This window comes from Tissierella sp. MB52-C2, assembly GCF_030931715.1.
In the GTDB taxonomy this organism is placed as follows: Bacteria; Bacillota; Clostridia; order Tissierellales; family Tissierellaceae; genus Tissierella.
Genome location: NZ_CP133261.1, coordinates 1,652,428 through 1,678,164, shown reverse-complemented (window position 1 = coordinate 1,678,164; position 25,737 = coordinate 1,652,428). Strand labels below are relative to the sequence as shown.

General features: G+C 31.7%; 31 protein-coding genes. All 31 read left to right on the top strand.

The genetic code is table 11. The annotated features are described in order from the left end of the window. Positions 1-33: 33 nt before the first annotated feature. The 31 genes from RBU61_RS08355 to RBU61_RS08205 all read left to right on the top strand — a co-directional run bounded on the left by RBU61_RS08355 (position 34) and on the right by RBU61_RS08205 (position 25,662). The gene (locus RBU61_RS08355) at positions 34-813 is read left to right on the top strand and encodes a hypothetical protein (protein ID WP_308879219.1); all 780 of its coding nucleotides are present in this window, start codon (positions 34-36) and stop codon (positions 811-813) included. Between the two features lie 394 nt (positions 814-1,207). Further along, entirely contained in the window at positions 1,208-1,876 is a 669-nt protein-coding gene (locus tag RBU61_RS08350; RefSeq protein WP_308879218.1) for a hypothetical protein, read from the top strand. A gap of 109 nt (positions 1,877-1,985) precedes the next feature. Then, entirely contained in the window at positions 1,986-2,141 is a 156-nt protein-coding gene (locus RBU61_RS08345; RefSeq protein ID WP_308879217.1) for a hypothetical protein, read from the top strand. Between the two features lie 180 nt (positions 2,142-2,321). Further along, entirely contained in the window at positions 2,322-3,884 is a 1,563-nt protein-coding gene (locus RBU61_RS08340; protein WP_308879216.1) for a hypothetical protein, read from the top strand. 194 nt (positions 3,885-4,078) lie between these two features. Continuing rightward, positions 4,079-4,735, top strand: coding sequence for a hypothetical protein (locus RBU61_RS08335; protein WP_308879215.1), 657 nt, complete (start codon positions 4,079-4,081; stop codon positions 4,733-4,735). Between the two features lie 5 nt (positions 4,736-4,740). Beyond that, entirely contained in the window at positions 4,741-6,414 is a 1,674-nt protein-coding gene (locus RBU61_RS08330) for a hypothetical protein (protein WP_308879214.1), read from the top strand. 4 nt (positions 6,415-6,418) lie between these two features. After that, positions 6,419-8,617, top strand: coding sequence for a hypothetical protein (locus tag RBU61_RS08325; RefSeq protein ID WP_308879213.1), 2,199 nt, complete (start codon positions 6,419-6,421; stop codon positions 8,615-8,617). 164 nt (positions 8,618-8,781) lie between these two features. Continuing rightward, complete coding sequence (locus RBU61_RS08320; protein WP_308879212.1) at positions 8,782-9,969, top strand: hypothetical protein; 1,188 nt, start codon at positions 8,782-8,784, stop codon at positions 9,967-9,969. 15 nt (positions 9,970-9,984) lie between these two features. Further along, positions 9,985-10,350 (top strand): hypothetical protein, encoded by a 366-nt coding sequence (locus tag RBU61_RS08315; protein ID WP_308879211.1) that lies wholly within the window; start codon positions 9,985-9,987, stop codon positions 10,348-10,350. An 18-nt stretch (positions 10,351-10,368) separates the two neighbouring features. Continuing rightward, positions 10,369-11,418, top strand: coding sequence for a hypothetical protein (locus RBU61_RS08310; RefSeq protein WP_308879210.1), 1,050 nt, complete (start codon positions 10,369-10,371; stop codon positions 11,416-11,418). Positions 11,419-11,462: 44 nt separating this feature from the next. Continuing rightward, positions 11,463-11,852: a hypothetical protein gene (locus tag RBU61_RS08305; RefSeq protein ID WP_308879209.1), complete on the top strand. Its 390-nt coding sequence runs from the start codon at positions 11,463-11,465 to the stop codon at positions 11,850-11,852. 3 nt (positions 11,853-11,855) lie between these two features. Then, on the top strand, positions 11,856-12,332 hold the full coding sequence (locus tag RBU61_RS08300; RefSeq protein ID WP_308879208.1) for a hypothetical protein: 477 nt from the start codon (positions 11,856-11,858) through the stop codon (positions 12,330-12,332). After that, positions 12,329-12,772 carry a hypothetical protein gene (locus RBU61_RS08295; protein ID WP_308879207.1) on the top strand — a complete coding sequence of 148 codons (444 nt, stop codon included), beginning with the start codon at positions 12,329-12,331 and terminating at the stop codon, positions 12,770-12,772. Before RBU61_RS08300 ends, RBU61_RS08295 begins: the two co-directional genes overlap by 4 nt. A gap of 8 nt (positions 12,773-12,780) precedes the next feature. Beyond that, positions 12,781-13,320 (top strand): hypothetical protein, encoded by a 540-nt coding sequence (locus RBU61_RS08290; RefSeq protein ID WP_308879206.1) that lies wholly within the window; start codon positions 12,781-12,783, stop codon positions 13,318-13,320. A gap of 13 nt (positions 13,321-13,333) precedes the next feature. Then, the gene (locus RBU61_RS08285) at positions 13,334-14,455 is read left to right on the top strand and encodes a phage tail sheath subtilisin-like domain-containing protein (RefSeq protein ID WP_308879205.1); all 1,122 of its coding nucleotides are present in this window, start codon (positions 13,334-13,336) and stop codon (positions 14,453-14,455) included. 12 nt (positions 14,456-14,467) lie between these two features. Further along, on the top strand, positions 14,468-14,899 hold the full coding sequence (locus tag RBU61_RS08280) for a hypothetical protein (RefSeq protein ID WP_308879204.1): 432 nt from the start codon (positions 14,468-14,470) through the stop codon (positions 14,897-14,899). 46 nt (positions 14,900-14,945) lie between these two features. Next, positions 14,946-15,431: a hypothetical protein gene (locus RBU61_RS08275; protein ID WP_308879203.1), complete on the top strand. Its 486-nt coding sequence runs from the start codon at positions 14,946-14,948 to the stop codon at positions 15,429-15,431. 17 nt (positions 15,432-15,448) lie between these two features. Further along, positions 15,449-15,622 (top strand): hypothetical protein, encoded by a 174-nt coding sequence (locus RBU61_RS08270; RefSeq protein WP_308879201.1) that lies wholly within the window; start codon positions 15,449-15,451, stop codon positions 15,620-15,622. Next, entirely contained in the window at positions 15,615-17,840 is a 2,226-nt protein-coding gene (locus RBU61_RS08265) for a phage tail tape measure protein (RefSeq protein ID WP_308879200.1), read from the top strand. Before RBU61_RS08270 ends, RBU61_RS08265 begins: the two co-directional genes overlap by 8 nt. Before the next feature lie 64 nt (positions 17,841-17,904). Then, entirely contained in the window at positions 17,905-18,549 is a 645-nt protein-coding gene (locus RBU61_RS08260) for a DUF4339 domain-containing protein (protein ID WP_308879199.1), read from the top strand. 36 nt (positions 18,550-18,585) lie between these two features. After that, complete coding sequence (locus RBU61_RS08255; RefSeq protein WP_308879198.1) at positions 18,586-19,152, top strand: LysM peptidoglycan-binding domain-containing protein; 567 nt, start codon at positions 18,586-18,588, stop codon at positions 19,150-19,152. Between the two features lie 9 nt (positions 19,153-19,161). Beyond that, complete coding sequence (locus RBU61_RS08250; RefSeq protein ID WP_308879197.1) at positions 19,162-20,190, top strand: hypothetical protein; 1,029 nt, start codon at positions 19,162-19,164, stop codon at positions 20,188-20,190. Next, positions 20,190-20,561 carry a hypothetical protein gene (locus RBU61_RS08245; RefSeq protein ID WP_308879196.1) on the top strand — a complete coding sequence of 124 codons (372 nt, stop codon included), beginning with the start codon at positions 20,190-20,192 and terminating at the stop codon, positions 20,559-20,561. The genes RBU61_RS08250 and RBU61_RS08245 overlap by 1 nt, the downstream gene beginning before the upstream one ends. A gap of 12 nt (positions 20,562-20,573) precedes the next feature. Continuing rightward, positions 20,574-20,924 (top strand): hypothetical protein, encoded by a 351-nt coding sequence (locus tag RBU61_RS08240; RefSeq protein ID WP_308879195.1) that lies wholly within the window; start codon positions 20,574-20,576, stop codon positions 20,922-20,924. Further along, the gene (locus tag RBU61_RS08235; RefSeq protein WP_308879193.1) at positions 20,921-22,012 is read left to right on the top strand and encodes a baseplate J/gp47 family protein; all 1,092 of its coding nucleotides are present in this window, start codon (positions 20,921-20,923) and stop codon (positions 22,010-22,012) included. Before RBU61_RS08240 ends, RBU61_RS08235 begins: the two co-directional genes overlap by 4 nt. Further along, on the top strand, positions 21,999-22,673 hold the full coding sequence (locus RBU61_RS08230) for a putative phage tail protein (RefSeq protein WP_308879191.1): 675 nt from the start codon (positions 21,999-22,001) through the stop codon (positions 22,671-22,673). Before RBU61_RS08235 ends, RBU61_RS08230 begins: the two co-directional genes overlap by 14 nt. Further along, complete coding sequence (locus RBU61_RS08225; protein WP_308879190.1) at positions 22,670-22,969, top strand: hypothetical protein; 300 nt, start codon at positions 22,670-22,672, stop codon at positions 22,967-22,969. The genes RBU61_RS08230 and RBU61_RS08225 overlap by 4 nt, the downstream gene beginning before the upstream one ends. Then, positions 22,966-23,340 (top strand): hypothetical protein, encoded by a 375-nt coding sequence (locus RBU61_RS08220; protein WP_308879189.1) that lies wholly within the window; start codon positions 22,966-22,968, stop codon positions 23,338-23,340. Before RBU61_RS08225 ends, RBU61_RS08220 begins: the two co-directional genes overlap by 4 nt. After that, the gene (locus tag RBU61_RS08215; protein ID WP_308879188.1) at positions 23,340-25,355 is read left to right on the top strand and encodes a DUF6273 domain-containing protein; all 2,016 of its coding nucleotides are present in this window, start codon (positions 23,340-23,342) and stop codon (positions 25,353-25,355) included. Before RBU61_RS08220 ends, RBU61_RS08215 begins: the two co-directional genes overlap by 1 nt. After that, positions 25,355-25,507: a hypothetical protein gene (locus tag RBU61_RS08210; protein WP_308879186.1), complete on the top strand. Its 153-nt coding sequence runs from the start codon at positions 25,355-25,357 to the stop codon at positions 25,505-25,507. The genes RBU61_RS08215 and RBU61_RS08210 overlap by 1 nt, the downstream gene beginning before the upstream one ends. Further along, positions 25,507-25,662: a CD1375 family protein gene (locus RBU61_RS08205; protein ID WP_308879185.1), complete on the top strand. Its 156-nt coding sequence runs from the start codon at positions 25,507-25,509 to the stop codon at positions 25,660-25,662. The genes RBU61_RS08210 and RBU61_RS08205 overlap by 1 nt, the downstream gene beginning before the upstream one ends. Positions 25,663-25,737 lie beyond the last annotated feature (75 nt).

The window sequence follows — 25,737 nt, the reverse complement described above, 5'->3', positions numbered from 1 at the left end:
TAGAATTATAATTGGGGAAAGGTAGGAGAATAAATGTTTAAAAATTGGAGCAATAGAGATTGGTTTTGGTTGATGTCTACTTTTTTAGGCTTTATAATAATAATTTTAACTTGGAGATTAAATGATAATGATAGTGTCGTAAATATAATATCTATGTTTTCGAGTGGGGCTTCTATAATTTTGGCTCTTGTTGCGATAGTACAAAGCACAATGTATAATAATAGTGCTAATGAACTTAATGCAAGGATAACTGAAAAAATATCAGTTATGGAGAACAATGTTGAGCTTATTAAAAATAATGTAATTAAAGATGTTAAAGAAGTAATTGATAATTCCTCAATTAGAGAGGAAGAAAAGGAAGAATTAAAATATAATTTAAAGAACGTTATGCAAGAAAAAAACTTTAATGAACACTCAAATATAAGCTCATTAGTTTATGAAAAGCTTATATTTAATAGGTTAAAGAATATTTATGCGAATGATTACAAAATAGAATATGAACCTCGGGATTTTAATCGTATGGTAGATATTGTCCTAGAAGGGGAGTCTAAAATGGTACTTATTGAAGTTAAAGTATTTTCTTCTCAGTCCATGAAGAATAGCATTAAAAAAGTTAGTAGTAGATTAAAGTTACTAATAGAGGAGAAAAGTTGCTTATATAATAAGTCACTATCTGGATTAATAGTTGTTGTATCTGATAATAAACTTGATTATCTAGAGGAAATAGATGACCGAATTTGTATAGTACACTTCACTAAGACAGAAATAGCGGAAGTAAGTGATGATGTTATTAAGAGAAAACTGATGATATAAAATATGATTATGAGGGCCACCCGGCTTTTTTTCTTTCAAAAAACACACAAATAAAACAAACTTAAATAAGTAGGTGGTGATCATTGGATGAAATCAGGATAAAAGCAAAACAGGACTATTTAGAGGGATGAAACAGAAGAAAATATGTTAATAATGGTATTAAGGAAAAATGTAATACAAAGGCACAGAGGAATCCTGATGCTTAAATAAACAGGTAGATTTAGGATTCATGGTTTAGGTAAAATGAGTTAAACTCATTATAAGGTTTCTCGCTGAGACTCTAATTTAATTATTGGAATCTCTTCTATTTTCATTGGCTGCTTTTGTTGAATAATAACCCAAATTATGGTTCTTTATGAAAATACTAGATGCGATAGAAATGGAGTAACAAAATATGACAAAGCGTAAGTATCAGAACAAAAAGAAAGGAGCTTCAAAAGTTGAGAATGCTATGAAATATGATTTAAATTTAATTATATCCTTAATTGCTGTAGTATTTACTTCTTTGACATACATAAAAGACAACACACAGCCGCAGATGTTTTTTAGTTATGGGACATACGGTATTAATGAAACTCTTATAGAGGCAAAGCCGTATCCCGCTAAAAATACTATAAAGTTTCAAGAACTACTAGAATTAAGTAAATCGATGGGAATAGGCTCCAAAGCAATGATTGGTGGAAAGATTGTTGAATTTACAAGACCTGGATCTGAATTAATGTTTGCAATTGAAAATAAAGGAAAAGTTGTAGCTAAAAATCCTACAATTGTATTTCAATTTAATGGAGTTTTTGTAACACAAGAACTAGAAAGGCAGCTAGAGAATTTATTTCCGGTAGTTAAAAAAAGAGATCATGTACATGGGCTTGGGTTTTATCGAACTTATCAGTGGATTTCTACTGATACTGAAAGACTTTATCCTAACATACCTATTAATTTTTATGAGATTAGTTTTTCTGAATGTGAAGTGGAAGAAGGAGCTTATCTTATGGTTATAATAGCAGCAGATAATGCAGAAACGAAATCTTATAAACTTGATATTGAAGTTGATGATTTTTATTGAATAGGGAATTATTAAATGATGAAGAGCTAACCAGGCTCTTTTTTCATGCAATAAATTAAAGTAGATATATTTAACTTCCACTTGTCACAATTTGTCTAAAGGAGCAAGTATGACCGCTCCAATGAACAAAGGACTAGGAGAATTTTTACTAGAAAATTATAAATTATCACCAAGGTATGCTTCGTTAATTGCAGCAATGATGGTTAATGAACGGCTCATAGAAGCTAAAGGTAAAAAGACTATAATGTTAAAGAAAATAGTTTAAAAATAGGCACACTATTAGGTGCCTATTTCTATGTAATAAACTAAGATGATGAAAGTACCTTACAATAATTGTAAAGAAATAAAACGGATAAGATAATTGGAAATCTTTACATAAAAAGAAGGAATTTCTGTTCTAATGTCGAAGTATTAGAGATAAGCTCTATAGAGAAAGGGGAACACTATGTTTTTAGATAGCATTCAGAATATAAAAGATTTAGCTATAATTTCATTCTTTGTAATATTTGGTATGAATTATTTTATAAACGCCATTTATAAGGAACAACTTAATAGAAGTAATATTATTAAAGAAAATTTGGTTCAATTCGATGATACTATTGATTTATTATTTAGTTTTATTTATAATGCTTTTATGTTTTTTATGATAGGATTGGTTTTTTATCTAATTACAATTCTAACAAGAGAAGATATAGGTTTGCTTTTTCAACGTATTTTTTCCAGAGAAGATGTTTGCATGGGTATTTGTTTCATAATCTTTTCAATAAATATAATCTTAGTTACAAAAGAAATCAAACGTAATAAATATATCAAACTACTTAATAAATTAATACCATTTTTATATGGATTATTTGTTGTTAGTAATTCTATAGTTATGCGTATTGACACTGATAAGAGTAACAGACATGCATCAATTTATTTTATAATAACATTCATAATTTGCTATTACCTTTATTTTATATCCGAAAGTTATGAAAAGACAACACTTGAAATGAAATTAAGAAAAGAACAAAGATATTTGTTTTATCTAGATGAAGATGAAGATCTATACGGAAATATATTATGGCAAGATGAAGTTTTTTATTTAATAGCAGATGAAAAAGATGGGAGTAAGCGATATATGAATAAATCTTACATACAGATGATAGTACAAGATAAATTAACCGATAGTAGTGATAAGATGAGTAAATGTATTAAAGAGGGTGATAGAGATATTAGTTATCCAGAAAAATGTAAGAGAAAAGCACGGAGGAATCTTATGGAATTATTGATGAAGTATAAAAAACAAATTTTACTAGCAATATTTATTATTATAGCAACTGTATTAATTCCTGTTTTGATAGATTATTTGATTATTGGGAACAATATGTATTCCAATATAAAAAATGAAGACTGGGTAGGATTCTTAGGTGGATATATTGGAAGTATAATAGGGGCAATAACAGCCTTAATAGTAGTCTATTTAACTATATTAGATAATAGAAAATCAAGAGATGAAGAATACAAACTTAATAATAGAGCATTGCTAAGCGTGACTGATACCTATTCTGAAGATTTACGTATGAATGATTTATCATATAAATTTAAAGGAGACAAAATACTTTTAATAGAATCATATGAAAAGAAATTGAAAGAAGAGTATACAGGAAGATGTGGTTTTATTACTTTAACTAATTGTGGACCAGGAATAATAGTCGACGGAGTGTTTAAAATTTACTTTAAAATAAATGGGAATAAAAATCAATTAGCTATAGAAATACCAATTATCAGTAAAGATGAACGTATACATATACCTATATCTCAGGAAGAAGATGGAGAGTTAGAAAAAATAGTTTTAACATATAACACATTAGGAAAAGAAAAAACCATATTCACTAGAGTATATACAGACGAAAATGGTAAAGATGTAATTTATGAAAACTATAAATACGAATTACTCAGAGATGATGTAACAACAAAGGCGAAATTAGCTTTAGGGTGGATATATGTACAAGAGGATCAAGCGTAAAATGCAAGGGATTGAAGTCTATTCGAATAAATATTAATATAAGACAAAAAAAGATTACAGAAGTAAGGCATTGTTGTTAGAATTTAATATGTAAATATAGATTAGTAATATTTAAGAGCCAACAGGCTCTCTTTTCTTATACAAAAATAAATAATAGCGTTATTTCTAATCATATAACGTTAAAGGGTGATAATATGGCAAGACCAAGTAAAATAGAACAACATGGCTTAGAAGATAAAATATTAAAATTAAGAAATAACGATAAAACTTATAACGAAATAGTAAGTATCGTTAAGGAAGAAGATAATGTTAAATTATCAGCTATGGCAGTGAAAAGATGGTTAGATAAACATGAGGATAAAGTAGATGAAAAGGTAGTAGAAGTAATTAGAGAAGATAAAAGAAGAGTAATGAAAACAGTAAATCGTACTTATGATATTATTCAAACTCAATTAGATGTATCTCAAAGAGTTTTAAATAAATTAGATGGACTAGAAAGTATATCAGAAGTAGTAGAAAATGTTAGCGAAACAGCAGTAAAGCTAATACAAAGTATGGGAATAAAGATAACTCCTGAAGAATTTGCTTATAATATAGAGAAAAGCATATCGAGAAATATAAAAGACTATACAATGCTTACTAGAGAAGTAAGAGAAAATAATAAATTCCTGTCAGATTTGAAATCAAAGATATATGATTTTCAGATAGTACAGGAATTTATTAATTTATTTATACAAGAATTTGAAAAATATGATACTGAAACTACTTTAAAAGTATTAGAAGAGATTGCAGCTAATGGAAAATTAAAATGGTTAGCTGAGGAGCAACTAAGAATAAGAGGTGATAGGTGATGTAAATGCTTTTAGACATACTAAGTAAGATAGATGAGAAAGTGAACAATATAAAAGATACACAGCTAGATCTAGTAGGAAAAGATTATATTGAAAAGTATTTATATATAAAAACTAAAGACAAAGAATTGATACCCCTGCCATTTAACCCAATACAGAGTATGTATTGGGGGAATAAGACTAAAAGAGATATTATATTAAAACCTAGACAATTAGGATTTACTACTTTAAAGGTAGCGGAGTACTTTGAAAGAATAATAAATGAAAAGAATGTTACAGCCGTTATAATTGCTCATAACAATGATTCTACTCAAAAGATATTTGCAGCAGTACAATTAATGTATGAAAATCTTCCAGAAGAAAAAAAGCTACAATTAAATGCAGGAATGAATAAGCCTAAATATGGAAATAGAAAAGAATTTTATTTTGTAAGTAACAACTCTAGAATATCAGTAGGTACAGCAGGAAATACCTCATTTGGTCGTGGTGATACTATAAATTACCTCCATTGTTCAGAGGTAGCTTTCTGGCCTAATCCAGAAGAACTTACAACGGGTCTATTTCAGGCAGTTCCTTTTGATGGTGAAATATGCTTAGAGACCACAGCCAATGGTGTTGGTAACTATTTTTATAGAACATATCAGGAGGCTAAGACAGAAAAATCTATATGGACTAATCATTTCTATAGATGGTTTGACCATCCCGAATATAAATTGAAGTTAGATCCTGGGGAGAAGCTAGAATTAGATGATGAAGAACAAAGATTAATAGATACTTATAATTTATCTTTAGAGCAAATCAAATGGAGAAGATGGAAAATATCCGAAATGCCTGATAAGGATGGATTAACAAAAGAAGATATGTTTAAACAAGAATATCCAGAAGATGAGCAAAGCTGTTTCTTAACATCAGGTAGACCAGTATTTGATATAAAGGTTTTAATGGAAATAAGGAGAAAGCTGGAAGGAATTATAAACTATAAAGAGTACTCCATAGATCATGCTGCAGAAATTAAATACAGACTAAACGAATATGATGATTATGAAATAGATTTTAATAGTTTCATACATGAGAAGTATAAAGGTGAACTTAAAGTATATGAAGAACCTAATTCTGATTTAGAGTATGTAATGGGATCTGACGTTGCAGAAGGAAAAGATGGTGGAGACTATTCAGTAGCTATAGTAATAGAAAAAGAAACTGGAAGGCAAGTCGCAGAACTTCATGGACATTGGGAGCCTGATATATTTGCTAAGAAGATTAAGAGATTGGGATTATATTATAATAATGCAGCAGCAGGAGTAGAAAGAAATAATCATGGCCATGCAGTATTAAATACATTAATTAACTACGATATTTATGATAATTTATATAATCATGTTAAATATAACAGTGCTACTGGTGAGGAAGAAAAAGAACCTGGATTCCCTACTAATAAGCAAACTAAACCTATATTAGTATCAGACTTACAAGAAGGTATTAGGGAGAGATACTTAGATATTCAATCTATGGAACTCGTAGATGAACTTATAACATTTGTTAATTTAGATGGGGGTAAAATGGGTGCACAAGAAGGCTGCCATGATGATAGGGTCATGGCATTAGGTATTGCTTTACAAGTAAGAAAGCATACTGTAGTAGATGAACCATTCTATGTATCATCAGGAGATAGGAGGTGAGATGTTGGGCTTATTTAATTTTTTTAAGAAAAAGGAAGAATCTACTATTGTAGCTACGGTTCAGACGAGAAATTCAAATAGTCATCCGTTTAGTGCTATAGATAAATATATTCCATCGGAAGTAGAATATGAGTTATATAAAACAATGAGAGAGGCAGTTCCTATCTTAGATACTGCTATAAATAGAATAGTAAGGCTAGTAGGTAAATTTGATATACAATGTGATTCAGATAAGGAAGAAACACAAATCAGAGAGTTCCTTGATAATGTAAAAGTGAATTCAAATCAAATAGGGATTGATAAGTTTATAGAATCATACTTGGACCAGTTAATCGAATGTGGTAATAGTGCTGGAGAAATAGTACTTAATAATGCAAAGAATGATATATTTGCATTAAAAAACGTAGATGTAAGGACTATAAGATTAAAAGAAACTGATAATCCTCTTGAAAACTTAATATGTCAAGTTCAACCAGGGAAAATGGATCCAATTGTATTACCATATCAGGATCTTATATTATTTACTCCTTTGGATCCTGAAGGAGATAATCCATATGGAGTTAGTTTATATAGGTCAATGCCTTTTATGACTGGAATATTACTTAAGATATTTAATTCCATGAGTAATAACTGGGAGAGGTTTGGTAATGTAAGATATTCAGTTACTTATAAGCCTGTTGATGATAAGATGGATAACAAAAAAGTAGAAGAAAGAATGAAGATAATAGAGAAAGCTTTTAATAAAGCTATGCAGAAAGGTAGAGATGGTAAAGTAAGTGACTTTATAGGTGTGGGAGATATACAAATAAAGGTAATAGGGGCAGATAATCAAATACTAGACTCTGAGGTACCAGTTAAGCAGGTATTAGAGCAACTAGTAGCTAAAACTGGATTACCCCCATTTTTGTTAGGTTTATCATGGTCAACTACTGAGAGAATGAGTCAGCAACAAGCTGACTTTCTTACATCGGAGTTAGATAATTACCAAGACGAAGTTACTCCAATGATTAAATATATTATAGACATGTGGCAAACCGTAACAGGAAGAAAGATACCTTATGAAGTAATATGGGAACAAATAAACCTTCAAGACAAAGTGGAAGAAGCTAGAGCAGAAATATTTAAGCAACAGGCAAGAGGGAAAGAAATAGAAAACGTCATTAAGCTTAGAAATGAAAATATAATAGATCAAGATATTGCTGCAGAGGAATTAGGATATGAGGAACCTGTAGGAGAAGCTCCACCAAGTTTTTTATTACTTCCACCAGAAGATGAAGAAGAGAATCAGGAAGATGGACAAGAAGATGGACAAGAAGATAATAAGTCTATGGGAAGAGAATCAAAACATAAATGTAGTTGCAGCATAAATAAAAGTCCATTTAATGCTCAGCCAACAGATCCTATTCAATTACAAATAGAGCAGGACACATTAAAAGGCTATATGAAATGTGTTAATAGACTAGAGAAGAAAATATTAGATTTAATACCAGTATTAGAAGAAAGCAATAAAGATAAAGGTAAGAGTTATATAAAAACAAAAGAACTTCCTGATTTTATTAAGGATAAAATTAAAGATGCTATAAAAGATTTTGTAATAGAAATGATAGGACAAGGATCAGAAGATGAAATTATTGAGTATTATGGTACCTATGGTCAATATCTACTGAATGCATTTGGATATGGAGCAATAAGAGGAAATCAAGTTATAAGAGAAGAATTTCCTGATTATGCATCAGAAACAAATGAGATTGTGGCTAATTATAATCATCCATATGTCCAGGAGCTCCTAAGAAATGGCATGGAGTTAGTTAGTACTAAAGCTAAAAATAAAAAAGCTGATGTATTAAATATTATGGCTGAACATGCTGCAGTAGGAGATAATCCAGTTGAATGGGCTAGAGATCTAGAATATAGGCTAAAGAAATCTATCACAGGTGAAAGATGGTACTGGGAAAGGCTCGCAAGGTCTGAAAGTGCTATGGCCATAGATAGAGCAGAGATGGCAGAATATGAGGCAGAAGGATTTTTTCATTGTGAATGGGATGCAGCACCTGATGCTTGTCATATATGTTTATCACTTGATGGTCAAATGTGGGCATTAGAGGATGCACCTAAGGTAGTAGAAGATACTCATCCACATTGTAGATGCAGAAAGAAACCTAGAACTAAAAGGCAATATGATGAGTATATAGGAAATGTCTAAGGAGGTGAACAGATGGATAATGATAATTTAATAAAAATGAGAGATTTATTTAGAGAGAGTGCTGTTGGTAGATTCACCTTTAAAATGTTAGAACTTAGTTCTTTACAATAAAATAAAAATTTAAATAAAAGGTAACAATTAAAGCTATATATGGAGGTGAAAATATGGCCAAGAACAAGTTAGAACTTGCCCAAGAGAGAATGCATTTAAAAGCTTCTGTCGAAGTGAAAAATGCACAAGATGGAGAACAAATACCCTCTAAGGATCTGGAATTAATAAATCGATATTCTAGAAAAGAACTTACATCAGAGGACGTTTATATTTATCCTATAATCCTAACTTCAAATGATAAGGATAGAGAATTTGAATACTTTGATAAAAAAGATTTAAATACCTTATCTAAGCTTTTTATAGGCAAGACAGGAATCTTAGATCATTCATGGAAAAGTGGAAATCAGCACTCAAGAATATATAAATGTAAAGTTGAGGCTGTAGAAGGAGAAACAAATTTTAAAGGAGAACAAAAATATATTTTAAAAGCCTGGGCCTATACAATTAAAGCGGGAAATGAAGAACTGATTGCTAAGATAGATTCTGGAATATACAAAGAAGTAAGTATAGGATTTAGAATAAGTGATTTAGAGTGCTCTATATGTGGAAATAGTTTCTTTGACTATGAAAACTGTAAGCATTATCCAGGAAGGGAATATAAAAATCAAGGGATATGTCATTTAAGAATGAAAGACCCCACAGATGCTTATGAATTTAGTTTTGTAGCAGTCCCTTGTAATAGCGATGCAGAAACTGTTAAGGGTGTAAAATTGGAAAAAGAGTCAAGAAAAAAAGAAAAAACTAATAGTGATAGACATGAGAAAAACTCGGAAAAAGAACCGAGTATTTTTTATGCTCAGATTACTAAGAGAGGAGAGATGTCAATGAAACACTTAAAAGGATTAATTAAAAAAGCTAAGGCTGATAATGCTGATGTCGTAGAAATACCTGTAGCTGATTTAGAAAAAGATTTAGAGACTTATGATGAAGCTATTGAAAAAGCAGAAGATGCAGAAAAAGAATTAAAGGAATTAAAACCTAAAGCAGCTATGGGGGACCAATATGTTGAAGATTTAAAGAAAGAATGTTGTAGATTAGGCAAAATGGCAGAGGGTGAAGCATTTAATGAAGAAATGATGTCTAAGGTATTCGAAAAATGCGAAGTTGAAGAACTCAAAGAATTTAAAAAACAATATGAAAAGAAAGTGGACGAGAAGTACCCGCCATTACCACAAACAAAAGGCAAGAAAAAAGAAAAATTAGAAGAAAAAGAAGTAGATAATACTGCTTTTAAAATGTAAGGGAGGTTTTGAATAATGGTAAATATAAATATGATTGCATTTGATGGTGCTGGAGCATTAAATATTACTTTTGCAAGTGAATTAATCAGTGAAGATGCAGGTAAATCAGTAGAAATAACCACTGACAAAACTGTTTCAGTTGCGGCTACAGGTAAAGACGTACATGGAAAAGCAATAAAAGTAGAAAAAGATGGTGCTGTAAATGTACAAGTCAAAGGATATGTTGAGTTTTACTATACTGGGACTACTGCTCCTAAAGCAGGATACTCGAAGCTTGTAGGAGATGGAAAAGGTGGAGTAAAAGTAGATGATACAGCAGGAAGAGAATATTTAGTCTTATCTGTAGATGCTGCAAGTAAAATCGTAGGAATTTTATTATAAGAAGGAGGTAATTGAATAATGGCATTTGATACTATTAATTTAGAAAAAGGGATGTATACAGAAGCATTGGCTAAGGGGAAGACCTTGACACAATTATTAGAAGAAGAGGATTCTTCTAAAAACTATGATGATGGTCTAGATGCATTTGAGAGACAATTAAAAAGATTTGATATCAGGGTAAAGGGTCCAGGTACTGATGTTATAGAAAAATTCTTTGCTACAACTGATTCATCAGTATTATTTCCTGAATATGTTTCAAGAACTGTATTGGTAGGATTAGAACAGGCCAATATATTGCCTGATATAGTAGCAACTACAACTAATATAGATGGCGATACTTACAGGTCCATATATATGGATGATGGAGAAGATTCAAAGAAGAGAAAAAGCCTAAAAAGAGTAGGAGAAGGAGGCCAATTACCAGTAACTACTATAAAAACTAAAGAAAATGTAGTAGATATCTTTAAATATGGAAGGTTACTTCAAGCTTCTTATGAGGCATTAAGAAGAAAGAAATTAAACGTATTTGAGATATTCTTACAACAAATGGGTAGGCAAATAGCTTTAGATATGGCCTATGATGCAATTAGTGTAATAATAGATGGAGATGGAGATGGAAATAGTAATGCAGCAGATGTATTCAAAATAGGAGACACTACTATATGTGGAACTGCAGGTAAATTGACTTATGATGAATATATTGCATTTTGGGCTGAATTCGACCCATACGAAATGAATACTGTATTGGCTCCTAAAATGCAATTAAAGGATATATTGACATTACCAGAATTTAAGGATCCACAAGCAGGATTTACATTTCAGAAAGATGGTAAACTTATATCTCCATTAGGTGCGAAACTTGTAAGAGCTGATCAGGTAAAGGAATTAGGTGTGGAAGGTATTGTTGGATTAGATAAAGGATTGTGTCTAGAAGAAATCGTAGAGCAAAGTGTAACGACTGAATCAGACAAACTTATTGATAAACAATTTGAAAGAACTTCCATATCTAGAGTAGGCGGTTTCAATAAGTTGTTCCAACCATCTGCAAAGGTGCTTAAATGGAAATAGATCTTCTCAATGGAAGGTCTATTTTCTACTTGAGGAGTGATTAAATGATTGAAGTAAAGGTTGAAAGGGTTAGGAAAAAAGCTAGACTTGATGAAAGTTATGACGAAGATATACAGGATACTATAGAAGAAATGACGCCTTTTATAGAATCTAAAATAGATAAAGAGTATCTAAATACTGAAGATACCTCTATCCAGTCTATTATAAATCTAGGAGCTACTGAAATAATTATAGGTGAATTTATCAAGGAACAATCCAATGATGAAGATGATTCAGTTTCTTTAGGGGTAGGACCTATTAAAATAGGAGAAAACAGTTCTTCTAAAAATAGAATGAGCAGAGCAAAGGATTTTGTCAATGATGGATGGGAGAAATTAAAACCTTATCTTATCCAGGATGAAGATCCTTTTTATTTTGGAATAATGGGAGGATAAATCATGAGAGAGAGCAATATTAAATATAAAAGAATATTTGACAAAAGGACAGATAAGTATGGACAAAGTGCTACTCTCTACATTCATCCTATAGGTGAAAGATGTCCATGTTTTAATCCTAATACTGGTTATGGAAACCCCAAATGGCATAGACAAAACCCTACAGCTATAGATTGTGATGATGAATGTTACATCAATAGGGAAAAAGAGACCATACCTTTAAAAGCCTTTATATTTCCAGCTAGTGACATAGGGAAAAAAGGATTTGAAGAAATAGTATTGGCAGCTATAGGGCAAGTAAAGAAAGATGATTATGTTTATGTTGGTAAATCTGATGTAGATATATTTAATTTATCTGAAAAGGATTATCTAGTTTATAAGAATAAGAAATGGAAAATAAAAAATCCTGATGTATATAAAATAGGAGATATAAATTTAACTTATGTTGCCTTATTAGAGCTTATAGGAGAGGATAAATGAATAGTGGTATCTTTGGTCTAGAAGAAGTATTAAGAGACTTGGAATTAACTTCTGAGGAAATAGATAATGCCATGGATGAAATATCTAAGGAAATAGCTACTGAAATATTAGAAGGTGCAATTCAAAATGTAAATGGCCCTAAGATAGGAAAAGTAAAAAAAGGTCCTAAGATAAAATCTATAAGCTTTTATAAACAGCCGTATCCTGTTGGAGTAAGAACAGGAAATTTAAAGAGGTCATTGAAAATTAAGAGCATGGGAAGAGCTAAACATAAAGTATTTGCAGACATGAATATAGCTAACTATGCTTGTCACGTACATGATGGTACTACAGTTATGCGACCTAGACCATTTTTAGATGACGCTGTTGACGAATTAATGGATAGTAATAAATACTTAGATATAGCAGGAAAAATTATTGACGATATTTTAAATGAGTAGGTGATTAAATGGATCATAATTCACCAATAACCAGTGTAAAGAAACTACTAATGGATTTTCTGAAAGAAAAGCAAGAGTTAGGGCATATAGATATAAGAGAAAATTATATTAAAGTTGATACAGATTTACCTTTAAAGAAACCATTGATTACAATATCCAAGGGTAAAATATCAACTAACCCTATGTTCTTTGAAGATTATATAGGAGAAGAGTTTAGCGAAGAAGAATATCAGTTTATAGAGACTAAAGGAAGAGAGTTGAACCTTTATTACGATTTTCATATATGGAATAGTACTTCTCCAAAACTAGGCGGAGAAACTGAAATAGAAAGAATACAAGAAAGACTACAATATATATTTGATTTTGAAAGTAATGCTATACCAGGTATTACTTTTTTTGAATTTAGAGAAGGAACTTCAACAGAAGATCCTCTTGAAGAAGGTTTATTTCATGCTAGATGTACTCTTCATATTAAAGCATTATGGAAGCGTGAGTTTAGATATGATGTAATTGATGAAATTGAACCACATGGAGAAATAAAAGAATAGGAGGTAATGCAATATGGCTATAAAAGATACACAAAGAGTAGGAGTATTTTCTGAATCTACTGTATCCAAAGAAGTAATGGGTTTCCCTGGTACTTGTTGGCCCATGGGAATAGTTGCTCAAGTAGATCCAGAAATATATAAAGATGAAGAAGGCAAGCCTTTAGAAGTTAAACCCTTTGCTATTCAAGTAAAAGAAGATGCTTATAATACTTTTGGTAAAGATAGTGAAATGTCAAAGTTAGTTGAAATAGTTACTCTTTTAGGGGTAAATAGGCTGGTCTGTGTTCCAGTAATAGCACCAGCAGAGGGAGAAGTAACAAAGGCAGAATATAAAGCTTCATTAGATATTTTGTATAATGAGGATGCTCCAAAGATAGTAATCACAGATTCAGCTGATAAAGATGTTCATATGGAGATTAGAAATCATTGTGATAAGGCATCAGAAAATAGAAAAGAGAGAAGGGCACATGTAGGATCAACTGCTGATACAGTAGCAAATTGGACTAAATTAGCAAAACCTATTAATTCAGGAAGAGTTACTATGTGGGGAAGTATTCCACTTGACTTGGAAGGTAATGCATATGACGATTCAGTTTATTTAGCTGCAGCTTGTGCTGCATATGATGCATTAGAGTTAGATCCAGCTATGCCACTTCATAATATTCAACTTCATCCGGATTTATTTGGTGGTCTATATAATAGATTTGATGATGAAGACTTAGAAGCTTTATATGGAAATGGTATTGCTGCCTGTAGAAATATAAATGGAAGAATCTTTATAGATAGATGGGTAACTACCTATACTGAAGATGATGGGGTTAATCCACCTGTTGAAGATGATAAATATCAGGAGGGAACTGTTGCAAAGATTAAAGATTATATTGATGAAGGACTAAGAAATAGATTATCTACTCTTCATCCAAGAGTTAAAGCTAGTGTTAATAAAATGAATGAAGTAAAATCAGACACGACGAATTGGTTGATGGAACAGGCTGAAAAGGAGATTATTGAAGAACCAAACGTATATAAAATAGAGAGACAAGCAGATAAAAGGACTAGATTCCATGTATATTATAATTATAAAGTGGTGTTGCCATTGAACACTATATTCCTTCATGGAAAAGCTTTAGTTTAGGGGGTGTGAGAATTGAATAAATTTAAAATGAATTTACAACTATTTGCTACTCCTACAGTGCCTATTAGTGACAATATATACTTTAGAATAATTCAAAATGGAGTTTCTAGGAAGGTAGCAGTAGTAGAAAGCTATAAGTCAACTAAGACAAAAGAAACTAAAGAACAGGAAGCCTTTGGTGAATCAGAAGCAGTAGCAACATATGGAGGCAGGACAAGTTATGAACTTGAAATCTCTAGGGCATATGTGACTGATGAAGCTCTACAAGATGGAATATTTCTTGATGAATTAGAAAACTTTGATTTTGTTATAGAGAAACCTGATAGATCTGAAATGTATTCTATGTGTAATTGGAGTGAAGTAAGTGAATCAGGGGAATTAAAGGATAAAGTAGCAGAGAATATGAGGTTTAAAGCAGCAAAATTTAAAAGAATTATGAAATAAGGTGTAGTCATATAGGCTACACCTTTTATATTAGGAGGTAATTAATATGTCTAAGTTAGCAAATATGAGAAAAGGAATACTAGAGCATAAAATAGTTAATTATCCAGGTACAAATGAAAGGGTGGGCATAGTATCACTTAATAATAAAGATATTATCGGAGCAAGGGAAAATGCAATGAGATATGCGACAGAACATCCAGTTGATATGGACACAGCTGATTTAATATTGAGTATGTTTACGTTAAAAGAAGCAATGAGAAACCCTGAAAATTTAGGAGAGTATTTTGTTTGTGATTTTGAAGAGATAAATGAATTTATGAATCCTAAAGAAGTGTACGAGTTACACAATGTATTCGTTGAAGTACAGAATGGAAAAACTTCTGACCTAGAAGATTTAACATTAGAAGAATTTGAAGATATTAAAAAAAAATTAGAGAAGATGGAACTGAAAGAATTAAATGGAGAATTGCAGACTATTTTAAAGTACTTCCTTCTTCAGATGAATTTAAAAACCTTACAGAGGGACAATTAACCTGGATATATGCAAATATGAAAATAGATATAGATGAAAGAGTAGAAGGAATGTGTAATAAATGCAAACACGAAACCGAAGAAAATAGATGTAATAGATGTGGAGAAGAAATTAAGGAAGAAGTTCATTCAACAAATAAGAACTTTGATGAAAATAAATTCAGAGCCTTGGCAGGTGATATAGATGGCTAAAGAAAGAGAAGTTAATGTTATTGTAGATGCTAAAAATAAGTCTAAGGGTGCGTTTGTAGAAATAAGGCAAGATTTAAAACAACTGGGGGATGAAGCTAATAAAGGAGTAAGTAAATTTACAAGCTCGTTCGCTAATGCTGATAAGGTAGTTCTTTCATTTGCTGATAGAATGAAATGGATGGACAAAGTAGCAAAAAGAACATTTCAGGGTACTGCAGCTGCAGCAGCAGTATATGTTGGAGCGACTTTAAGAGATTTTACTCAATTAAATGATGGTATATCAAAGGTAAATACCTTATATGACCAAACATCTGATAGTCAAAGAAAGATGTATCAAGATTCGATAAAGATGTTTAGTCTTTTACCAACAGATTTTAATAAAATCACTCAAGGTATATATGACACAATATCTGCAGGTGCTGATCCTAAATATGCTACTATGTTTTCAAGAAAATTTGGAATGGCAGGGGTAGCAGGTGATTCAGATATGGATATAGTTACTAAGGCAGCTATGGGTACTATGAACGCTTATAAACTAGAAGCTAAGGACCTTAATAAAATACTAGATTTGCAATTTATGACTGTTAAAGACGGTATTACTAGTTATAGTGAGTTGGCTTCTTCATTGGGGACTGGTGTACTAGCAAATGCAAAGACCGCAGGTATTACATTAGAGGAGTTATATGGTTCTATTGCTATGATTACTAAAAATGCCATACCAGCTAATATTGCTACGACTTCATTAAATCAGATGTTTAATAAGTTTACTGATACAAAAGTAATTAAAAGGATGGGGCAATTTGGCGTAAAAATACAAGATGCAAACAAAAATACTAGACCTTTGATAGAAATACTTAAGGATTTAAACTATCAATTTGATAAAAGAAATATGACTAGTGAACAAAGAAAAGGTTTTTTCAAAGACTTACTAGGAAGTGATGAAGCTGCCAGAGCTATATTACCTTTAATAAGTGACTTAAAGGAATTCCAAAAAATATTAGGTGATATGGATAATTCTTCTGGAGCAATGAAGGATGCTTTTAATGATAGACTAGAAAGTATGCAGACGCAGTTCAAATTATTTTGGAATCAAATAAAAGGTGTGGGATTGGAGCATATAATGACATTAGATCCATTATTAAATGCAATCATGGAGCCATGGATTAAAAAAGTCAAATTAGGTCTTGAGATAGAGGACTTAAAAGACACTTTACAATCTACTGAAAATCCTCATACAAAACAATTAACCATGCTTGAAATAGAGAGTTTAGAGAACCAGTTATCTTCTCTAGATTTTACCCCAGTTGATAAGTTTAGAGATTCATTAGCTGAATCAGTAAAAGAACTAGAGAAGATAAATCCACCATTGGCTAAGTTTTTAGAGACAATAGGAAACTTTACATTAAGCTTTGTCGGTAAAGATGGGGTAGAAAATAGGGAGAAGGTTGGGAATTTAGCTAAAGGTGTAGTAAAGGTATATGGGATTAAAAAGTTTATTGATGCAATGAATTGGTTTAATAAGAATTTTAAACCGATAAAAGACAATAAAGAATCAGATGTTGCAGAAGCGCTTGTTAAAACCTTGCAAACAATGAATGTCAATGCTAATATGGTTAATATCTATGGGAAAAACATAAATAGTGTTGGAAAAGGTGAAGTGCCAACAGTAGCGGGAACACCTCCTAAGCCAAATGCGCCTAATTCTGAAGCAATACCACTTCCAGGAGAAGTAGCGTATATCGGATATGCAACAAGTCTTACAACCGGGATTTATGTTCCTGAGGAATACAAAGTAGGTGGTAAAAAGTATGACGAATTGGAGAATAAACTATTAAATGCAATAGAAGATAAAAAAACTAATAAAGATAATTCAAATAACTTTAATCCCTCAAGAAATAACATGAATCTTTATTCCTTGAGGGATGGTAGTAGTCTTAAGCCTAAATCTGTAGATAATAAAATAAGTAAAGAACAAGTAGAAAGTTCTATAAACTTAATGAAAACTAACGTAATGGATGAATTGTTAAAATTAAAGGATTTAGATAATAAAATAAATATGCAAAACCGAATAAGCGTAGAAGCTCCTAAAGTAGAGACCAAGATATATATTGATGGTAAAAATATTCCAGTTCAAAGAGTAGAGGTAGATTATAAGAAGGTCGAGAAACAATCAGAAGTTCAAGCAAGAAGGTACGGAAGAATAGATATGCCTTATTAATTGGTTGAAATCCTTCAGCTATTAATGGTATTATTTAGTTAATAGTATTAATGGGGGGATAATCATGGATAATAAAATTTGGTTCTATAATGACTGGTTTCAAGTATATGGACCTTTTGATAAAGAAGAAATAATAAAGTTGTTAAATGAAAAGAAAATAAAAAAAGATTACCATTTATGGCATATAGGTTTGGATGATTGGGTTTGTATCAAAGACATTGATGTATGCAACTATGTTTATCCTGAAAATTATCAGTCAAAAAATACTTTTAAAGGGATACCTGAGTTCAATCCTAGTATTTTTAAAGAGAAAAGAGTCTATGATTATGATAAGGGAAAATCGTCTATAAAAATAGCAGGTATTTTACTAGTATTGGTGGGTGCCCTATGGGGTATTAATTCTTTAACTCCTATGTTATCTGGGGTGTATTATAGTGATGCTACGACTTATTTGACTTTAGGATGGAATGCTGTGGCTTCAATAGTTACAATCATTATCGGACTACAGGTATCTAAAATAAAATCATGGAGCTATTCCTGGGGCATAGGAATAGCAGTAGTAAATTTAATCACAGATTTAATAAATGTAAGAGATAATGGAGCTAACTTTAAATTGTTTTTTATTCCTATATATTTAGGAATTGCATTTTTATTGCTTAGTAATGAGAGAATCTTTAAAGAATCAGAAATAGAAAAGACTACTAATTAGTGGTCTTTTCTACATGAATTGAAAGGTGGTGCTAGATTGAAATTATCACCATTAAAATATAAAAGCTATACATGGCCAGTGAATCCTAGAACATATTCATTAAGATTTGAAAAAAATACAGCTATACACCATTATCCTTACACAAATATTAATGAGGTAGATGATACCGGAATGAAACCTAGAGAAGTAAATGGAGAAGGAGAATTTATAGGAGAAGGTGCATATGAAGAGTTCCAAAAACTAGCTAGTATATTTTATAGTAGGGGACCAGGTTCACTAATACATCCTATATGGCAAATACAACAAGCTATATTTACAAAACTAGAAGTAGAACAAGAGCCTACTCCTGATTATGTTAAATATAGTTTTTCTTTTATAGAACACTTTCCAGAAGTAAAGGTTCAAGAAAAGAAACAAGTAACCTCTAACACTATAGCAAAGCCACAACAGAAGGTCACTCCTAAAGCTCATACCGTAAAACAAGGTGATACTATGTGGGCTATAGCTAAAAACAATAAGATTAATTTAAAGGACTTAATATCTAAAAATCCTCAAATTAAGAGTCCAAATCTAATTTATCCAGGACAGAAAATAAATTTGTAGGTGATATTTATGTATGTAGAAGTAAATAGTAAAGTTAATAAAAAAACTTATGAAATAAGGCGGATAAGTGAGTATGATATAGAAACTTCACTAGATATTCCTGCTGACCATTTCAATATAATTATAGAAAATCCTATTGATGAAAAGGGCTATGGAGTAAATGCTGATGTATTTAATCCTAATGATAGCTTAAAAATATCTGAAGACTATGGAGTAATATTAAATGGAATAGCTGATGATGTAGATGAGTATTGGGATGATAATGGAAGCAAAATAGAAATAGGTGGAAGAGATAAATCTATGATACTTCTAGAAAATGATGCTGAACCTAAAACATATTACAAATTAAAACTGAGCACTTTTATTAGTAAGATAGCTGGACCTTATGGATTTAAAGCTAAAGTAAACAGTAAGCATGATAAGGTTATAAGTAAAATAGTAGTAGAAGTAGGGGATAGTGAATGGGATGCCATATTTAGAGAAACTAAGAAATTAGGCATGTGGTTATGGTGCACTCCTGATGGCACTCTTGTAGCAGATGTATTAAATTACAGCGGATCTCCCAACTATAAATTTAGTAATGATTTAGCCATAGATGCTATAAGAATGAAAAGATTTAGTAAAAAGAAAAGAGGGGCAGATATTAAAAGTGAAGTATGGGTTAAAGGACAAAGCGGAATGTCATATGCGACTTATCCCCCATCACAAACTAGAATCTTGTCAAAGTTTAAAGATGCAGCATTAACTACACTAGGATATGTCAGAAGAATGATAATAGAAGATGGAGAAGCTAAGAGCGTATCAAAAGGACAAGAAATAGCTAAAAGGCATATTCAAGAGAGAAAAAGAGGTAGTTTTGAAATTGAGATTGCTATAAATGGAAAATATCCTATTGAAACAAATAAAACTGCATATGTAAAGGATAAAGTCACCAAGACAGATGGTGTTTTTTTTATTGTTGGAGTTAGGGATAAAAAGAATACTAATATTGGTCATGAAAAAATTATAAGGTTAAGGCCATTATGGGAGGGGTTATAATGAGCTATCAAAGAGCAAGGGAAAGGCAATCAAGACAAGATAATTATAATACTTCTGAGTTAGGTAATGTAACAAGTAGTGGTAAAGAAATAAATGCTATAGGGCTAGGTGAATATAGAGAAGTACCTCTCATAGCTCCTTTTGGTATTAGATGGAATCCTCCTTCCGGTGCAAGTGTTCAACTAATTAAGAATTGGAGTATGGGGTCAAATATAGTGGCAGTAGGCACTATAGTAGATGAAGAAATAGAACCAGGAGAAGTTGAATTATATTCCCAAGGTGGAGCTAAGATTCAGCTTAAAAATGATGGAACAGTTATTATAAATGAACATTTTAAGATAAATCCAGATGGTAGCACTGAAAGAATCTAGGTGGTGATTAGATTGATTGACTATAAAATAGAGAGTGGGGATTTAGTTAGAAAAGGCTTAAGAGATTTACAGATGGTCGAAGGGATTGGGTCTAAAAAACAATCTATGTTAATAAGACTTATAGTTGAAAGAGGCTCTTTTATATATGATGAAGGCTTAGGTAGTAGGTTAAAACTTCTGTATAGAGAGAAACCTTCTAGAGTTCCAGCAATGGCAGATGTTTATGTCAGAGAAGCTTTAGAACCTGAGGAAGATATTTTAATTGAAAGAGTAGAAGTTCAATGGCTAGATAAGAAAAAGATTCTTATTCTAGTTTATTTTACTTGGAGTGAGATCCAGGATAGATTAGAGGTGATAATATGAGTGATTTTATATTTAAATCTCATGAGGAAATCGTAGAAGAAATATTAATTGATTTTGCCAATGAATTAGGAGTAGATAATATATCAAATGCTTCAGATATAGCAATAAAATCTAAAGTTTATGCAGCACAAATTGAAGGGATTTACTACAATCAAGCCTTTATCCTTAAACAAAGTAATCCTATGACTGCAACAGATAGTTATCTTGATATGTGGGGAAAAGGAATGAATATTGGAGATAGAAAGGATGCAACTAGAGCTATAGGTGCAGTTATCTTTGGCAGAAAACAACCTAGCCAAGAAGATATAGTTATTCCTGAAGGAACTATGTTTTCAACTAATCCAGAGGTATATGGAAAGCTGATAAATGGAGTAACTACTGAAAAAGTAATATTACCTGCAGGAGAAACTGAAATAGAAGTCCTAGGAGAAACTATAGAAACAGGAGAAGAGTCAAACGTACCTCCAGGAGTATTTTCCATTATCAATAATCCACCTGTAGGAATTGAGTATGTAAAAAACATAGAAGGTTTTAAAGATGGCTCCGGAAGTGAAGAAGATGAAGAATATAGAAGTAGATTTAAGAAAGATAAATTTTATGGAACAGATGATGCTTTTGCTAATAGAGCTAGAGAAGTAGATGGTGTTGTATTTGCTAAAACCCTAGAGATGAACAGAGGACGTGGGACAACAGACGTACTTATAGCTGCAGCCAATGGAATTCCTTCTGATGAATTGGTCGAAAGGGCACTAAAGCATCTATTAGAAAAAAGACCTTTAGGATGTGATTTAGGAGTAATCAAACCTGAAGCTTATATATTTAATACTGCTATAAAAGTGTCTTTAAAAGAAGGTTTTACTCTAGAGTCTAAGATTGAAGATATGACTATTCTTGAAAGGATAAAACAATCAATAAGAGTCTATATTAAAGTTGTTGGTATAGGTGGCATTATAAGAAAAATGGGTTTAGCTAATGCAATATATGATTTAGAAGAAGTAATAGATGTTGAAGTTATAGAACCCATAGAAAACATACAATTAAATGAAAATGCTATAGCTCAAGAGGGTGAATTTAATGTCACAACTTAGTTATAAAGAAATTATAGAAAATCAAATTCCCGAAGATCTCTTCAAAAGTAAAGATATAGAGTCACAAGCTATAGGAAATTCATTAGACAAACTTCAATATGATATTGATATGTTAGAAAATGAAGTAAATCCTTTGACCGGAAAGGGTAAAGGATTAGAGCAATGGGAAAAGTTTTTCAAGCTTCCTTCTAATATTTATGATAGCATTGAAATAAGAAAAGCAAGAGTAATATCTGAATTAATACAATTTATGTCTGATGAAAATGTTATAAGAAAAGACGAGATAGAAGCAATACTATCTTTCTTTGGGGATGTTGAAATTGCCGAGCATTTTGCAGAGTATATATTTGATGTGGCATTTAAGGATATAAAGTCTCTAAACATAGATGAAATAGTAAAGATAATTAAAAAAATAAAACCTTCATGGCTTGATTTCAGGCTTACAAGTGAACATTCAAAAGAACTAGAACTTCAAACCAATTATAAAGAATATCCAGTACCTTATTTAATGTGTGGTACATTCAAATGTGGAACTAAACCTTATATTCAAACTGAAGGAGTCAGCTTCGGTACTACACTTAACGTAAATACAAGCAAAACAGATACTTCTCAAAGATATAAATTAACTGGAACATTTAAAAGTGGGGAGGCGAAACTATGATAACTGGGGAAGGAATACAAGAAATAGCACAATCAATTTTAGGTTTAGTTGATTATGCAGAAATACAAATGGAAACAGAGACTAAACTACTACAGCTATATAGAACATCTATAGATAATGATACTCTTAAAGTATTTATAATGCTTGATGATACTATAGTTGGAGATATACAGAACATAAAATTAATAGGTAAAAGTGGAAATATACTACTAGAAAATCCTCAACCAATAGTTAAAAATGCAACTAAGGGACTTCTAGTAGTATTTTCTATTAAGGTCGTGGAGGTAATGCAATGAAAAATATAGAGGTATATGAAAAGCAGACATGGCAGGATCGTATAACAGAAAGACCAGGTACATTTAGAGAAGTGCAAAATCAAGATGGGAGTATAACTCATATTCCAGATGAAGGAGAAGTATTAGAAGAAGGTAGTCCTTTTTCTGCAAATAGAATGAATTATATAGAAGGTGGAATCTATAAATCAAGTATACAAGCTAAAACAAACAAAGATGATATAACCTCTCTAGCAGTAGAAGTAGCTATACTTAAAAATGCTAGTTTAAATAATATCACTCATAATATATTTATAGTTAATTTTACTAATTTGGATAGTATAGAGCTGAATCATGGAGTTTATGACTCATTAGGAAAAAGGTTGGTGATATAATGGCAAAATTATTGAGTAGTTTACCTGTGGGTGCAAAGGTTAAAGATATAAATTCTAAGTACTATGGAAGTCCTATCATATGGCAAATAGCGGACAAAAATCACGCTGGATACCCTGCCAACTCTGTAACTTTAATATCAGAGAAAATACTTTGCTTAAAAGCCTCTGATGGAAAAGAACCATCAAACCCGCTCAGCAGTAGGGCGAATTGGGGAAATAATGATTACAAAGTATCAAATATTCTCCAGTGGCTTAATAGTGGAGCAACAGCTGGAAATTGGTATTCAGGACAACATAGTCATGACGCACCACCGATTAAAGCAAATGTGACATATAACAGCTACGACACAGAAGCTGGGTTCTTGAATGGTTTTGCAACAAACTTTGTGGCAGCTTTGCTTAATACTACAGTGAAAGTAGCCAAAACTAAGCTATTGGAAGGTGGAAGCGAAGAGGTAGTATCAAAAATATTCCTTGCCTCAACTACAGAAGTAGGGCTAACCAATGAAGCAGGCACAATAGAAGGAAGTAAGCTCTCTCTATTTACTGATGACGAATCAAGAAAGGCATACCCAACAGTTGATGCAGTTAGCAGAAGTGAATATAAAGAAACAACACTCTTAGACTCAAGTAAACCTTTTAGTTGGGACTTAAGAACTCCTTATACTCCTACCATCGACATGGTCTATATGGTTTCTATTTCTGGGAGTAGAGGCACCGGCCTTGCACATAGAGGTAGTGCGGGCATTCGTCCTCTTTGCAATCTGCCGTCTGGAATTTTAATATCTGATACACCAGATTCCGACGGAGCATATAGAATTATATTCAATACTGCACCTACAACACCACCATCAATAACAGTACCTACAACAGTAAGAGGTGGAAACAGCTTAGATATATCTTGGGGAGCTAGTACTGATTCTGACAGCAATTTAAGTGGCTACATTCTAGAGCGTAGTGTAAATGGGGCAGCTTATACTCAAGTATATAAAGGAACTAACAGAAGGTTTACAGATAGTATAACCAAGGGATGGAATACTGTGGCTTATAGAGTAAAGGCATATGACTCTCAAGGTGCAGAAAGTGGATATACTACATCAGCAACTAGGACAGTAGTAAACAATACTGCACCTAGCATAAGTGGACAAGATAGTAACTTAGGAGATAAAAACTTAGGTTTCTTAATCACTTATCAAGTAGATGATGTTGATACCTCTGATACCTTAGTAGTAACGGAAAAACTAAATGGTTCTATTATTAGAACTGTAAGTGGAGCACCTAGAAATCAAGATTTAGAAATAGAGATAACTAATGAAACGTTATTTAAATTAGAATTAAACTCTAATAATACTATAGAAATAAAAATAGATGATCAGCAAGGTGGTATAGCTTATAGGAGATTTACTTTCAGAAGAACAAATTCTGCTCCTATCATAGATGGGCAAGACAAGGACTTAGGGCAAAAAACAGAACCTTTTAGCATTGATTTTTCTGTATCTGATAATGAAGGTAATGCAATAACAGTAAAAACATATATTAACAATGTATTAAAAGAAGAATATCAAGCTATAGATGGTGCTACAAATACATTTACTATCTCTAGCGAAGATTGGTACAGGCTAAGAATAGGTCAGCACAATATTAGGATAGAAGCTAGAGATGAACATGGAGCTACGGCAGTAAGAAACTATATATTTACTAGATATGACGATAAAATCCAATTCACTCTAAAGGCTCCTATAGAAACTGACATTATGGCCACAAAAATATTAGTTACTCCAACATGGACCATCCCTGCAGGAGCAGTAGCAAAAGTAGAAGCTTGTAACAATGCTTTTGATGAAGTACCGACATGGGAGGATATAACCTCTCAAGTGAATATCAGTAGACACTACAACTTTACTAATGATATAAAAATTGCCGATAAATCGGGAATCAACATAAAAGTTTCTATAGAAAAAGGTACAGCTACAGAGGAAGTAGTCATAAATGGATTTGGAGGTGCTTTTGAATAATGGAGATAATAAATAAGAAACCTCTATCAGAAATCAAAGAAGAGCAGCAAGAAAAAAAAGATATGATGTTAGTTGATATATATGAGATACTGATTGATTTAGATGATAGATTAACAAAAATAGAAGAAAAATTAAATGGAGGTGTAAAATAATGATAAAACCTTGGAAAGTCAAAGCTTATGCAGTATTAGTAAAGGCTGAAAAGTGGGAATTAGAGAATTATGAAGGGAATATACTTCCAGTGATTCCCGAAGAATATGTTATAGTGGTTGCAGAATTTTTAGCAACTGGTGAATTAGCAATATAAGCCAAGAAGGGCAATAGACTAGACAATGGTCTTTTTTATTGCCCAAAATAGTAAAATATAATTAAAGTAGCTATG